9 protein-coding genes are annotated in these 15,239 nt (G+C 45.0%); 5 read left to right on the top strand and 4 right to left on the bottom strand.

Features of this window, described 5'->3' with window-relative positions; translation table 11 throughout:
• Window positions 1-5: 5 nt before the first annotated feature.
• Both rpoB and rpoC read left to right on the top strand, forming a co-directional pair.
• Entirely contained in the window at window positions 6-4,034 is a 4,029-nt protein-coding gene (gene rpoB, locus BCU07_RS19940) for a DNA-directed RNA polymerase subunit beta (protein ID WP_017060526.1), read from the top strand.
• Window positions 4,035-4,126: 92 nt separating this feature from the next.
• Complete coding sequence (gene rpoC / locus BCU07_RS19935) at window positions 4,127-8,329, top strand: DNA-directed RNA polymerase subunit beta' (protein ID WP_017060527.1); 4,203 nt, start codon at window positions 4,127-4,129, stop codon at window positions 8,327-8,329.
• Window positions 8,330-8,389: 60 nt separating this feature from the next.
• On the opposite strand, the gene BCU07_RS19930 is transcribed toward rpoC, so the two are convergent.
• Window positions 8,390-9,697, bottom strand: a complete 1,308-nt coding sequence (locus BCU07_RS19930; protein ID WP_413286179.1) for an IS4 family transposase — start codon at window positions 9,695-9,697, stop codon at window positions 8,390-8,392.
• A gap of 386 nt (window positions 9,698-10,083) precedes the next feature.
• Window positions 10,084-10,581 carry an Rsd/AlgQ family anti-sigma factor gene (locus BCU07_RS19925; RefSeq protein ID WP_032546263.1) on the bottom strand — a complete coding sequence of 166 codons (498 nt, stop codon included), beginning with the start codon at window positions 10,579-10,581 and terminating at the stop codon, window positions 10,084-10,086.
• Between the two features lie 165 nt (window positions 10,582-10,746).
• Here BCU07_RS19925 and nudC point away from each other — a divergent pair, with 165 nt between their 5' ends.
• Together nudC and hemE are read left to right on the top strand one after the other, a co-directional pair.
• A complete protein-coding gene (gene nudC, locus BCU07_RS19920; protein WP_102429034.1) occupies window positions 10,747-11,556 on the top strand; it encodes an NAD(+) diphosphatase in 810 nt (269 codons plus the stop codon).
• Between the two features lie 299 nt (window positions 11,557-11,855).
• Window positions 11,856-12,923 (top strand): uroporphyrinogen decarboxylase, encoded by a 1,068-nt coding sequence (gene hemE, locus BCU07_RS19915; RefSeq protein WP_017060530.1) that lies wholly within the window; start codon window positions 11,856-11,858, stop codon window positions 12,921-12,923.
• A 103-nt stretch (window positions 12,924-13,026) separates the two neighbouring features.
• Here the strand turns inward: hemE and BCU07_RS19910 are convergent, their stop codons facing one another.
• Both BCU07_RS19910 and BCU07_RS19905 read right to left on the bottom strand, forming a co-directional pair.
• A complete protein-coding gene (locus BCU07_RS19910; protein WP_102429033.1) occupies window positions 13,027-13,620 on the bottom strand; it encodes a uracil-DNA glycosylase family protein in 594 nt (197 codons plus the stop codon).
• A complete protein-coding gene (locus BCU07_RS19905) occupies window positions 13,620-14,546 on the bottom strand; it encodes a D-2-hydroxyacid dehydrogenase (RefSeq protein WP_017062698.1) in 927 nt (308 codons plus the stop codon). Before BCU07_RS19905 ends, BCU07_RS19910 begins: the two co-directional genes overlap by 1 nt.
• A 71-nt stretch (window positions 14,547-14,617) precedes the next feature.
• Between BCU07_RS19905 and BCU07_RS19900 the strand changes: the two genes are divergently transcribed.
• Entirely contained in the window at window positions 14,618-15,205 is a 588-nt protein-coding gene (locus BCU07_RS19900) for a YjaG family protein (RefSeq protein ID WP_017062699.1), read from the top strand.
• The last annotated feature ends 34 nt before the right edge of the window (window positions 15,206-15,239 follow it).

Below are 15,239 nucleotides of genomic sequence, written 5' to 3'. Positions count from 1 at the left end.
ACCCCATGGTTTACTCTTATACCGAGAAAAAGCGCATCCGTAAGGATTTTGGTACTCGTCCACAAGTTTTGGACATTCCATACCTGTTATCGATCCAGCTTGATTCTTTCGACAAATTCATCGAACAGGATCCAGAAGGTCAATACGGTCTTGAAGCTGCTTTCCGTTCTGTATTTCCAATTCAGAGCTACAACGGCAATTCTGAGCTGCAATACGTTAGCTACCGTCTTGGTGAGCCAGTTTTTGACGTTAAAGAATGTCAAATCCGCGGTGTTACTTACTCAAAGCCACTACGCGTAAAACTACGTCTAGTTATCTTTGATCGAGATGCACCAGCAGGTACTGTAAAAGACATTAAAGAACAAGAAGTCTACATGGGCGAAATTCCGCTTATGACAGACAATGGTACTTTCGTAATTAATGGTACCGAGAGGGTTATCGTATCCCAGCTGCACCGAAGCCCAGGCGTGTTCTTCGACAGTGATAAGGGTAAGACCCACTCATCAGGTAAAGTTCTTTATAACGCACGTGTAATTCCTTACCGTGGCTCATGGTTAGACTTTGAGTTCGATCCTAAGGATAACTTATTCGTACGTATCGACCGTCGTCGTAAGCTACCAGCATCGATTATTCTTCGTGCACTTGGTAAATCGACTGAAGAGATCCTAGATCTGTTCTTCGACAAGGTGAACTTCGAAGTTAAAGACCAAACTCTTCTTATGGAGTTGGTTCCTGATCGTCTACGTGGTGAAACTGCGTCATTCGACATCGAAGCAAACGGTAAAACTTACGTTGAGACTGGTCGTCGTGTTACTGCTCGCCATATCCGTCAACTTGAAAAAGATGGCGTTGAGCACATCGAAGTACCAGTAGAGTACATCGTTGGTAAAGTTGCATCTAAAGATTACATCAACGAAGCAACTGGCGAGATCATCGTTGGCGCGAACCAAGAGATTAGCCTAGAAGCTCTTGCTAACCTGTCTCAAGCAGGCCACAAGGCTCTACAAACTCTGTTCACGAATGACCTAGATCACGGTCCATTCATGTCAGACACTCTACGTGCAGATAGCACAGTAGATCGCATCTCTGCATTGGTAGAAATCTACCGCATGATGCGTCCTGGCGAGCCACCAACGAAAGAAGCTGCAGAGTCTCTATTCGAAAGCCTATTCTTCTCTGAAGAACGTTACGACCTATCAACTGTAGGCCGTATGAAGTTCAACAGCTCTATCGAGCGTGAAGAAGAAGAAGAGCGCGGTACTCTGGATGAATCAGACATCATCGAAGTGATGAAGAAACTGATTGGTATCCGTAACGGTATTGGTGAAGTGGACGATATCGACCACCTTGGCAACCGTCGTATCCGTTCTGTAGGTGAAATGGCAGAAAACCAATTCCGTGTTGGTCTAGTTCGTGTAGAACGTGCCGTTAAAGAGCGCCTAAGCCTTGGTGACCTTGATGCAATCATGCCTCAAGATCTTATCAACGCTAAGCCGATCTCTGCTGCAGTTAAAGAATTCTTTGGCTCTTCACAGCTTTCACAGTTCATGGACCAAAACAACCCATTGTCAGAAGTTACGCACAAACGTCGTATCTCTGCTTTAGGTCCTGGTGGTCTTACTCGTGAGCGCGCAGGCTTCGAAGTACGTGACGTTCACGTAACTCACTACGGTCGTCTATGTCCGATCGAAACGCCTGAAGGTCCAAACATCGGTCTAATTAACTCACTATCTGCGTTTGCACGTTGTAACGATTACGGTTTCCTAGAAACTCCGTACCGTCGTGTAGTAGATGGTGTAGTAACAGAAGAAGTTGATTACCTGTCTGCAATCCAGGAAGGTCAATTCGTAATCGCGCAAGCAAACACCATTCTTACTGAAGAAGGTACGTTTGCAGATGAGCTAATCACAGCTCGTCAAAAAGGTGAATCTGGTCTTCACCCACGCGATCACGTTGACTACATGGACGTTGCGACAAACCAAGTAGTATCTATCGCTGCTTCGCTTATCCCGTTCCTAGAACACGATGATGCGAACCGTGCATTGATGGGTGCCAACATGCAACGTCAAGCTGTACCAACACTTAAGGCTGATAAGCCTCTAGTAGGTACTGGTATCGAACGTAACATCGCAGTTGACTCTGGTGTTACAGCGGTTGCTAAACGTGGTGGTCAAGTTCAGTCTGTAGACGCTTCTCGTATCGTAGTTAAGGTTAACGAAGATGAATTGGTACCTGGCGAAGCTGGTATCGATATCTACAACCTAACTAAGTACACGCGTTCGAACCAAAACACATGTATTAACCAACGTCCAACTGTACTTCCTGGTGAACCAGTTGCACGTGGCGATGTTCTTGCTGATGGTCCTTCAACAGACCTTGGTGAACTAGCTCTTGGCCAAAACATGCGTATCGCATTCATGCCTTGGAACGGTTACAACTTCGAAGACTCGATCTTAGTATCTGAGCGCGTAGTTCAAGAAGACCGTTTCACGACAATCCACATCCAAGAACTATCTTGTGTGGCTCGTGATACTAAGCTGGGTTCTGAAGAGATCACAGCTGATATTCCAAACGTAGGTGAGTCTGCTCTGTCTAAACTAGACGAGTCAGGTATCGTTTACATTGGTGCTGAAGTTAAGGGTGGCGACATCCTAGTTGGTAAAGTAACCCCTAAAGGTGAAACTCAACTGACTCCTGAAGAGAAGCTGCTACGTGCTATCTTCGGTGAGAAAGCATCTGATGTTAAAGATACTTCTCTACGTGTACCAAACTCTGTTTCGGGTACTATCATCGATGTACAAGTCTTCACTCGCGATGGCGTAGAGAAAGACAAGCGTGCACTTGAAATCGAACAGATGCAGCTTAAAGAAGCTAAGAAAGACCTAACTGAAGAGTTCCAAATTCTTGAGGGTGGCCTTCTTAACCGTGTTAAAGCTGTACTTCTGTCAGGTGGTTACTCTGAAGCTAAGCTTGATACTATCGGTCGTAAGCAATGGCTAGAGCAAGTTCTAGAAGACGATGCGCTACAAACACAGCTTGAGCAACTTGCTGAGCAGTGGGATGAGCTAAAAGCAGACTTCGATAAGAAGTTTGAAACTAAGCGTCGTAAAATCACTCAAGGTGATGATCTAGCGCCTGGCGTTCTTAAGATTGTTAAAGTTTACCTAGCGGTTAAACGTCGTATCCAGCCTGGTGATAAGATGGCCGGTCGTCACGGTAACAAAGGTGTAATCTCTAAGATTAACCCTGTTGAAGACATGCCATACGATGAGAAAGGTCAGCCTGTAGACATCGTACTTAACCCGCTGGGTGTACCATCGCGTATGAACATCGGTCAGATCCTAGAAGTTCACTTAGGTTTGGCTGCGAAAGGTATCGGTGACAAGATCAACCAAATGGTTAAGGAACAACAAGAACTGCATAAGTTCCGTGAGTTCCTACAGAAGGTTTACGATCTTGGTGATACTCGTCAGAAAGTTGATATTGCTGAACTGTCTGATGATCAAGTTCGTACACTGATCAAGAACCTACGTGGCGGTCTACCGATTGCTACTCCTGTGTTCGACGGTGCTTCTGAGTCTCTAATCAAAGAACTACTTAAACTGGGTGATCTGCCAGAATCTGGTCAGCTTAAACTGTTTGATGGTCGTACTGGTGATTCGTTTGAGCGTCCTGTAACTGTTGGTTACATGTACATGCTGAAACTGAACCACTTGGTTGATGACAAGATGCATGCTCGTTCAACTGGTTCTTACAGCCTAGTAACTCAGCAACCACTTGGTGGTAAAGCTCAGTTCGGTGGTCAGCGTTTCGGTGAGATGGAAGTATGGGCACTAGAAGCATACGGTGCTGCATATACTCTACAAGAAATGCTAACAGTTAAGTCAGATGACGTTAACGGCCGTACTAAGATGTATAAGAACATCGTAGACGGTAACCATAGCATGGAACCTGGTATGCCTGAGTCGTTCAACGTACTGTTGAAAGAGATTCGCTCGCTAGGTATCAACATCGAGCTAGAAGACGAAGAGTAATCCCTCCTTCTTTTTAAAAGAAGATAGGATTATTTGGTAAAAGGGAGCTTGCTACAGCAGTGAGCTCCTTTAACTCCTTACAGGAGCTGAATGTGAAAGACTTATTAAACTTTCTAAAAGCACAGCATAAGACCGAAGAATTTGATGCAATCAAAATCGGTCTATCTTCACCAGATATGATCCGTTCATGGTCTTTTGGTGAAGTTAAAAAGCCGGAAACAATTAACTATCGTACGTTCAAACCTGAACGTGATGGTCTGTTCTGTGCACGTATTTTTGGTCCAGTTAAAGACTACGAATGTCTTTGTGGCAAATACAAGCGCCTGAAGCACCGTGGTGTTATCTGTGAGAAGTGTGGCGTTGAAGTTACACAAACTAAAGTTCGTCGTGACCGCATGGGCCACATCGAGCTAGCTTCACCAGTTGCTCACATCTGGTTCCTAAAATCACTGCCGTCTCGTATCGGTCTACTAATGGATATCCCTCTACGTGATATCGAACGTGTTCTTTACTTCGAGATGTACGTAGTAACTGAACCAGGTATGACTGATCTAGAAAAATCTCAGATGCTTACTGAAGAAGAGTATCTGGATCGTCTAGAAGAGTGGGGTGACGAATTTACTGCTAAGATGGGTGCTGAAGCGATCAAAGATCTGCTTGCAACAATGGACCTTCATCAAGAAGTGGAAGAAATGCGCGAAGAGTTAGAAACGACTAACTCAGAAACTAAGCGTAAAAAAGTTACTAAGCGCCTGAAGCTAGTTGAAGCGTTCATTGCATCGGGTAACGATCCGCAATGGATGATTCTGACTGTACTTCCGGTTCTGCCGCCAGATCTACGTCCTCTAGTACCACTAGATGGCGGTCGTTTTGCGACTTCAGATCTGAACGACCTTTACCGTCGTGTGATCAACCGTAACAACCGTTTGAAGCGCCTTCTAGAGCTAGCTGCTCCGGACATCATCGTACGTAACGAAAAGCGTATGCTGCAAGAGTCTGTTGATGCACTTCTAGATAACGGTCGTCGTGGTCGTGCTATCACTGGTTCTAACAAGCGTCCTCTGAAATCTCTTGCTGATATGATCAAGGGTAAACAAGGTCGTTTCCGTCAGAACCTTCTAGGTAAACGTGTAGACTACTCTGGCCGTTCTGTAATCACAGTAGGTCCATACCTTCGTCTACATCAGTGTGGTCTTCCTAAGAAGATGGCACTTGAGCTATTTAAGCCGTTCATCTACAGCAAGCTAGAAACTCGTGGCATGGCTACGACAATCAAAGCTGCTAAGAAGATGGTAGAGCGCGAAGAAGCTATCGTTTGGGATATCCTGGACGAAGTAATCCGCGAACACCCAGTACTGCTTAACCGTGCACCTACACTTCACCGTCTAGGTATCCAAGCGTTTGAACCAGTACTAATCGAAGGTAAAGCGATTCAGCTTCACCCACTAGTGTGTGCGGCATACAACGCCGACTTCGATGGTGACCAAATGGCGGTACACGTGCCTCTAACTCTAGAAGCACAGCTTGAAGCACGTACACTGATGATGTCGACGAATAACATTCTGTCGCCAGCGTCAGGTGATCCGATCATCGTACCTTCTCAGGACGTTGTATTGGGTCTTTACTACATGACACGTGACAAGATCAACGTGAAAGGCGAAGGTATGTACCTTGCTGGCCCTGCTGAGGCTGAAAAGGCATACCGTACTAAGACTGCTGAGCTACACGCTCGCGTTAAAGTACGTATCACCGAAACTGTAGTAGACGAAGATGGTAACAGCACTACTGAAACGAAGATGGTTGATACAACTGTCGGCCGTGCAATGCTATGGCAAATCGTTCCAGCTGGCCTACCGTACAGCATCGTTAACCAAAAGTTAGGTAAGAAGCAGATCTCTACTCTTCTTAACGAGTGTTACCGTAAGCTTGGTCTAAAAGATACAGTAGTATTTGCTGACCAAATCATGTACGCAGGTTTTGCATACGCTGCACTTTCTGGTGTTTCTGTAGGTATCGACGATATGGTTGTACCTCAAGCGAAATACGATGAAATTGAATCTGCTGAAGAAGAAGTTCGCGAAATCCAAGAGCAATTCCAATCTGGTCTTGTTACTGCGGGTGAGCGTTACAACAAAGTTATCGATATCTGGGCATCTACGAATGACCGCGTTGCGAAAGCAATGATGGATAACCTATCTTCTGAAACCGTTATCAACCGTGACGGCGAAGAAGAACAGCAAGAATCGTTCAACAGCATCTACATGATGGCCGACTCGGGCGCACGTGGTTCTGCAGCTCAGATTCGTCAGCTAGCAGGTATGCGTGGTCTGATGGCGCGTCCAGATGGTTCAATCATCGAAACGCCGATCACAGCGAACTTTAAAGAAGGTCTAAACGTCCTTCAGTACTTTATCTCAACGCACGGTGCTCGTAAGGGTCTTGCGGATACAGCACTGAAAACAGCAAACTCGGGTTACCTAACTCGTCGTCTAGTAGACGTTGCTCAAGACGTTGTAGTACACGAACATGACTGTGGCACGCATGAAGGTATCGACATGATGCCTCACATCGAAGGTGGTGACGTTAAAGTTGCACTTTCTGAGCTTGCTCTAGGTCGTGTAGTAGCTGAAGACGTTCTTAAGCCTGGTACTGAAGATGTACTGATTCCACGTAATACTCTGATTGATGAGAAGTGGTGTCAAATCATGGAAGACAACTCAGTAGATAGCATGAAAGTGCGCTCTGTTGTTACCTGTGATGCAGACTTCGGTTGTTGTGCACAGTGTTACGGTCGTGACCTAGCACGTGGTCACCTAGTGAACCAAGGTGAAGCAGTTGGTGTTATCGCTGCACAATCTATCGGTGAACCGGGTACACAGCTAACGATGCGTACGTTCCACATCGGTGGTGCGGCATCTACTGCAGCAGCAGAGAACAGCATCCAAGCTAAGACAACTGGTACTGTGAAACTTCACAATGCTAAGTTCGTAGTTAACAAAGATAAGAAACTGGTTATCACTTCTCGTGCATCTGAGATGACGATTATTGATGAATTCGGCCGTACTAAAGAGAAGCACAAACTTCCTTACGGTTCGATGCTAACCAAAGGCGACAACGCAGCAGTTACTGCTGGTGAAGTTGTAGCTAACTGGGAAGCGCATACCATGCCAATCATCACTGAAGTGGCAGGTCGTATCCAATTCGTAGATATGATCGATGGTATTACAGTTTCTCGTCAAACTGACGATCTAACGGGTCTTTCTTCAAGTGAAGTTACAGACGCAGCAGCTCGCCCAGCAGCAGGTAAAGATATGCGTCCAGCTATCAAACTTGTTGATGAGCAAGGTAACGACGTAATGATCCCTGGTACTGATATGCCAGCTCACTACTTCCTACCTGGCAAAGCGATTGTAAACATCGAAGATGGCGCTGAAGTTGGCATCGGTGACACACTATCTCGTATCCCTCAAAAATCGAGCGGAAACAAAGATATCACCGGTGGTCTACCACGCGTAGCTGACCTATTCGAAGCTCGTAAGCCTAAAGAGCCTGCGATCCTTGCTGAGCACACAGGTACTGTGTCTTTCGGTAAAGAAACGAAAGGTAAGCGTCGTCTAGTCATCACTCGTGAAGGCGGTGACGCTTACGAAGAGATGATTCCTAAGCATCGTCAATTGAACGTGTTCGAAGGTGAGAAGATTGAACGTGGTGATGTAATCGCCGACGGTCCTGAAACTCCACACGATATCCTGCGTCTACGTGGTATCCACGCAGTAACTCAGTACATCGCGAACGAAGTTCAAGAAGTTTACCGCTTACAAGGCGTAAAGATTAACGATAAGCACATCGAGACTATCGTTCGTCAAATGCTACGTAAGTGTACAATCACTCATTCTGGTGACTCTCCGTTCCTACCTGGCGAACAAGTTGAGTACCACAATGTTAAGATTGCTAACCGTAAGCTAGAAGCTGAAGGTAAAGAACTAGTACGTTTCGAACGTGATCTACTAGGTATTACTAAAGCATCTCTTGCAACTGAGTCATTCATCTCAGCTGCATCGTTCCAAGAAACGACTCGCGTACTAACAGAAGCTGCGGTTTCTGGTAAGCGTGATGACCTTCGCGGTCTGAAAGAGAACGTAATTGTTGGTCGTCTGATCCCAGCTGGTACTGGTTTCGCATACCACCAAGAGCGTCAAAAACAACGTGAAGAAGAGCAAGAAGGTCCTTCAGCTGAACAAGCTACTGACAATCTAGCAGCACTTCTAAACGCTGGTTTCTCTTCAGAAGAGTAAGCTCTACGAGTAGTCTCTAAGAGATAAGAAAAAGGCACCTTCGGGTGTAATGCCGTTCACTTAAGAGTGAACGGCATTTTTGTTCTTAGCATACCGTTGTGGTCTGGGTTTAACTCTTCTAGGGAATGTCCTTTCCCTTCGCCCTTCAAGTATTAAGCTTTCAGCCATGTTGTGGAACCCCTTTAGCTGACGAGGTATTGCGCCTGGTGTTGAATAAGGTAAGCCTACAAGTAACGCTGATACATGAGCTAACGTGCCGTTAAAACTCAGTTGATAAGGAAGGTAATTTCCCTTTAAATTGAAGCAGAGCTCGACCATCTGATCTCGGATTAAATTGTAAGTAAGCAAGATGCCCCATAACTCCTGCTTGACCAGCTCTGGTAAACGACTTCGCAGCGTAAGACGGTTTCCAAGCATGTATTGTTTTTGCTCTCGGTAGCCCAGCTCTATTTCCCAACGATGCTCATAAAGGCCTGCAATATCTTTTGATGGGTAACGCAGGGAGTCCGTCATGGAGGTTAATATTTGGTAGTCTTTTCCTTTAATTTTACGAGTGACAAGTCGAGCGGTTATCGACTTTGGTAAATCAGGCCATAGCTTTCTAGCTCTTGGATTACTGTGTAATTGAACAAGTTTGTCATTTCGCCCTAAAGATTGAACAATGTCATATTGTGTATTTTTCTTGAGGGGGATAAGCCAATGGCGCTCTGAGCCAGAGTCTTGCCATTTATGTAATAAACCTAAAGAATAGAACCCCTTATCGAACATTGTTACGCTATGGTTTGGTGTTGTTTCTATCAGTTTTTCAGCTAATATCATTTCGTTTGTATTGTAATTATCAAATGCACTGGCCGTAATAATGTGACTGCTTAGTTCCATTTGGCAGACCATTCTCACTTGCGGATATTGCGTCCCTTTTTGTCGAGAAAATGCCTTTTCATTTTGCGGGTTATCGGGCGTTCGCCAAACAACGCCATCGACGCCAAGCAGCGTTAATCCATTCCATTGGGGTAACTTTGCACTGTTTAACCATGACGTAGTCATTCGCTCAAAGACCGCTTTAATTGCGTCTTCACCCAACGTCTTTCGACGTTGAGTTAACGCACTCGGTGCGACAAAAGCTTTACCTGTACGGTCGACAATATCAAGTTGGTTCACTAAATCTTTCATGGATTTACTGTTATAGATAGCCATTCCAACAAGCAGCCACACCATGGATTCTAAAGTTAATTTCCTCTTTCTCATCGTGACAGTATCAGTAAGAGAATAGGCTTCGTCGATGAGTTCAATTGGAAGCAAGTCAGACAAAGTCTCAACGCTGCTAGGTTTCCAATCATTAATTATGTTTAGAGCTTGAGAAACATCCATAAAAAAATCCAAGTGCATTAAATACACTTGGATTTTGACAGCTCTGAAGGATCCTTCAACCGATCGCTTTGGCTTTAACTGATCGGCATTACACCTTCGGGTGCCTTTTTTGTATCTGGCGTATTGGTATTTAGCTATGACTTATAAAGTGATAGGTGTGCTTATCTAGCTGGTGAGGTTGGATTTATGTCCTGAAGAGTGCTCTTTGAGGCCAGTAAGATAAAGGGTAGAGATGACTAGGCTGATTAGGGCTGTAACCATATGCTTATGGCTAAAGGTCAGGGCGAGCGAGTAAGCTCTGTCTGAAAGGTTCTGGGTAGTTTGGATAACCTTACAGACAAAACAAAAAGCTTGTACAGAGGCAAGCTTATTAAGGATTCGGCTAACTAAGCGCCTGGTGGAATCGCTAAACTGTCTGCAATAAGCTGGATAAGATTATCTTCTACTTCAAAACGTAGTTCGAGTAGTTCACCTACTTTGGACATATCTCCTTCGAAGTTAGGCAACTCATCGTCTGCATTTACTTTAACGTACTTATCATTGAATTCTAGAAGCGGCTCGGTTGTAAGTACGATCTTCGCGTAAGTTGTATCAATCTCGTCATTGGTTTTAAAGCCTGTTGCTTGCCATTTTTTCATGACCATATCGTAGATCTTAAAATGACCCTCTGAGATATAATCGACAACATGATCACAGAATGAGCTTATTTCTTTAGGGGAAGGGAGTTCAACAACGTTTGATTGCCCGTTGCTAGCTGGCTGCAAGGCACCTAGCTTACAATACTCAACGATTAGAGACTGTCGAGTTTCGAGCCAATGATCGATGACCTCATTAGAGCCACCCCATTGTTCTTGTATTTGTTTGAATTTATTTAGCATGACCATGTCCTCATGATCTGATCACAACCTTGTGATCAAGTAATTGCCTAAGCAGGGTCCGTTTTATTGGTAGCTACTAAAAGTAATAGCTTGAAATATTCTCTGCTACAACTCTAGTATGAAATTAGATTGCCAGTAAAATGAACGAACTGCAAGCAATGAGGCATAGGGATGTTAAAAAAAAGTGATAACAAAATGACAGAGCAAGCTTATTGGTGCGTCGTTTCTGGTAGTGATATTTGGGTTAATAATGATCAGTTTCCGTTTGGCTCTGCTGAAGAGCTTGGGCTGAGTGTGGAGCATGCAATCTGTATTGGTCAGCATCAAGGTCGCAAGGTGTATTGGCTCAACGATTGTGATGTGGAGAATGAGCTGAGCATGGTCAGCCTAAGAGAGTTACTGCACTGGCCTGAAGTGAGTTTCTTGACTGCAAGCAAAGCCATCCAATATGGGCATATGACTCAAAGTATGCGTTTTTGCCCTCAGTGTGGTGGTCGAAATCATCTCAACCATAACCAGGTGGCGATGCAGTGTGGAGATTGCCGCACACTTCATTATCCTCGTATCTTCCCGTGCATCATTGTCGCTGTACGAAACGACAACAAGATATTGCTTGCGCAGCACCCAAGACATAAGACAGGTATGTATACCGTGATAGCGGGCTTCCTAGAGGTCGGAGAGACCTTAGAGCAGTGTGTGGCAAGAGAAGTCAAAGAAGAAACGGGTATCGATGTCGATAATATTCGTTATTTTGGCAGCCAGCCATGGGCGTTTCCATCAAGTATGATGATGGGCTTTCTCGCAGATTATGCTGGTGGTACGCTTAAGCCTGATTACAGCGAGCTATCGGATGCTCAATGGTTTGACGTAACAAGCCTACCTGATGTTGCTCCTGTTGGAACCATTGCGAGACAGTTGATTGAGAAAACCGTTGATGACGTGATGAAAGATGGTGTGACGGAGCAGATGCTAGAGCACTAATTTGCCTGTAATAGTATTTGGCCTATGGGTGGTCAAAAGCTAAAAAAAACCCTCCACAAGTGGAGGGGGTAAGTAAGATGTCGTTATGAGATGCTGAGTAGTGACTACTCAGATGTTATAATTGTAATTTTCGCTAGCGAACAAATTTTTAACATGCTCCCGTAATTGGGTGCAAATTAAGCATTGATTTAAAAGTTAATAACTTGATCTAGGTTGCAAAGCACACAGTTTTTACCCTTCAATCAGTGTTAGAATACTTGCCATCAAAACTAGACAAGATTGAATTGGAATTTAACGGAATGACCGAATTAAAAAACGATCGCTATTTACGCGCACTTTTAAAACAGCCTGTTGATTACACACCGGTATGGATGATGCGCCAAGCTGGCCGCTATCTTCCTGAGTACAAAGCAACGCGCGCTGAAGCGGGCGATTTCATGTCTTTGTGCAAAAACGCGGAACTGGCATCCGAAGTAACACTTCAACCTTTACGTCGTTTCCCGCTTGATGCGGCAATCTTGTTCTCAGACATCCTAACTATCCCTGATGCAATGGGCTTAGGTTTGTACTTTGAAACAGGTGAAGGCCCTAAATTTGAGCGTCCTATCACGTGTAAAGCTGACGTAGAGAAGATTGGCCTACCAGATCCAGAAGGCGAGCTTCAATACGTAATGAATGCCGTTCGTCAGATCCGTAAAGACCTGAAAGGCGAAGTGCCACTGATTGGTTTCTCTGGTAGCCCATGGACTCTAGCGACATACATGGTTGAAGGTGGAAGCTCTAAAGCATTCACTAAGATCAAGAAGATGATGTACGCAGAACCACAAACGCTGCACCTGCTTCTAGACAAGCTGGCTGACAGTGTTATCGAATACTTGAACGCGCAAATTAAAGCGGGTGCTCAATCGGTAATGGTATTTGATACATGGGGTGGTGTACTGACTCCTCGTGACTACAACCTATTCTCACTGCAATACATGCACAAAATCGTTGATGGCCTAATCCGTGAAAACGAAGGTCGTCGAGTACCGGTTACTCTGTTCACTAAGAACGGTGGCATGTGGCTTGAGTCTATCGCAGCAACAGGTTGTGATGCGGTTGGTCTAGACTGGACAATCAACATCGCAGATGCAAAAGCTCGCATCGGCGACAAAGTTGCTCTGCAAGGTAACATGGATCCTTCAATGCTTTACGCTCAGCCTGAACGTATTCGCGAAGAAGTGGGCAGCATCCTTGAAGGCTTCGGCGACGGTGGTACAGGTCATGTATTTAACCTAGGCCACGGTATCCACTTAGATGTACCGCCAGAGAACGCTGGTGTATTCGTTGACGCTGTTCACGAATTGTCTAAGCCTTACCACAAGTAATTCTGAGTAAGATTATTGAAAGCGCTGTTGGGAAACCAACAGCGCTTTTTTATTGCCTGAAATTGGCATTTGATGGCGGTTTAATCTTGTTGTGTGCAGTTAATTAGGTATTTGGATCATGGTAGGCCAAATGCTCTGAGATGTGTTTCCTGATATAAGGAATGACTTCATTTTCAAACCAAGGGTTCTTCTTGAGCCAGATATTATTGCGTGGCGAAGGGTGGGGTAATGGCAAAAACTCAGGCGCCCACCTTTGCCAATCACGCACGGTTTCGGTCAATGTGCTGGTGGTTTTGTTTGTTAGGTAATGGTTTTGTGCGTACTGGCCAATCAGCAGTGTCATTTGAACATTGGGTAGAGATTGCAGCACTTTGTTGTGCCAAAGCTCCGCGCACTCTTTGCGTGGTGGGAGATCACCACTTTTCCCTTTCCCCGGATAACAAAACCCCATAGGCACAATCGCGACTTTTTGCTCGTCGTAAAAAGTATCGCTATCTATCCCTAACCATCCTCTTAATCGTTCGCCACTGGCGTCATTCCAAGGGATGGACGACTCATGCACCTTGATACCCGGCGCTTGACCTATGATCAGCAAGCGCGCGTTTGGATGCGCTTGAATCACCGGGTTAGCACCGTGTGATAGGTGAGGCTCACAAGCTCGGCATTGTCGAATCTCTTTAAGTAACGAAGAGGACATCAGTAACCTTTTTCAAAATCGATGACATGATTAAGTGTAAAGCCATCTCGCCACTGTTTGTAATTCTCTGCGAAGATCTCGACTACTTGTCTTGGCTCACTGAGTGCAGCGATGTGTGGAGTGATGGTGACTTGCGGTAGTTTCCAGAAAGGATGTTCCTGAGAGAGGGGTTCACTTTCAAACACATCTAAAAATGCGTGTTCTACCCATCTGTTTTTTATGGCGAGCAACAAGGCTTTATTGTCGATGCTTTCCCCTCGACCGACATTAAACAGCAACACATTAGAGCAGTAACCTAACGTGGTTTGGTTCAACAGTTGATAGGTTTCAGCGGTTGATGGCAAGGTGTTGACCACAATATCGGCCTGCTTAAGGGCAGCCTCTATCTCATTGATGTGGAAAGTCTCTTTAAAGGTTTCTTGTTTGGATGGGATGCCGGTACGGTTGACACCTATGGTATGAATACCAAAAGCCGCCGCGGTTTTTGCTAAATGACTGCCGATTGAACCTGTTCCTAAAATCACCATAGTTTTGTCAGTTAGGCTAGTATAAAGCTGTGGCTGCCAGTTTCGTTGTTGTTGATGCTGGTGGTAATGAGGGAAGTGTCTACAGTGACTGATTGTGTAACCCAATACGTATTCTGCGATAGCCGGACCAAAGATGCCTTTGACGTTGGTTAGCGTATAGTCCTGACGCAGATCTGGCTGAGTGAGTTTATTGATTCCGGCATAGGTACTCTGTACCCAGTCTAGCTCTTTAAACTCGCCGAGGCGCTCTGCGATTAGAGGTGGTGACGCCAAGACAATCTGTGCTGATTTGGGGTTTTGAGTGATTTCTAGGTCGGGTAAATCCTGGTTTAGAATCAGTTGCGTATAGGTATCGTCATGCTCAGTAAGAATATAGAGCTTATTCGTAAAATTGTTCATCGGCTTACCTTTTCCCCCCAGGGTTTATCAAGTACACTTTCGCTGTCTTTTTCTGCAATTATTGAGTGACTATGCTTCAGAATCCACTGCAGGTTCGTCTTGAAAAGTTAGAACCTTGGCAACAAATTACCTTTATGGCGTGTCTATGTGAGCGTATGTACCCTAACTATGCCATGTTTTGTGAGAATACAGAATTTGCGGAAGCTCGAATCTATCGTGATGTTTTGGATAGCATTTGGGAAATCCTGACGGTTAAAACAGCAAAGGTGAACTTTGAGCGTCAACTTGAGAAGGTTGAAGAGCTATTCCCTAGCGGTGATGATTTTGATTTTTATGGTGTTTACCCAGCAATGGACGCATGCCAAGGCCTAGCAACGCTAATTCATGGTCTGCTTGACCGTGAACATATGTTGGAAGCGGTAATTAAAGTGAGTCAACAATCGGTGAAGACGGTTGCTGAGCTTGAGTTTGCTCAAGGCGCTGAAGAAGTGACGAACGAAAACCAGAAAGAAAACGAAGCGGTGTGTGAAGAGTGGGACGTTCAGTGGGCCATTTTCCGACCTCTACGTGAAACGACTGAGCGTGACTTAGAGCTGATCAAAGACCTACGCCACGAACTGCGTGAAGACCCAGTCAGTAACATTGGTGTTGCGCTATAATTCGCAATTGCACCAAGGTACGAATAAAAACAAA

This window comes from Vibrio sp. 10N.261.54.E10, from assembly GCF_002877735.2.
Taxonomy (GTDB): domain Bacteria; phylum Pseudomonadota; class Gammaproteobacteria; order Enterobacterales; family Vibrionaceae; genus Vibrio; species Vibrio crassostreae_C.
This window is presented reverse-complemented; position numbering and strand designations above follow the sequence as displayed.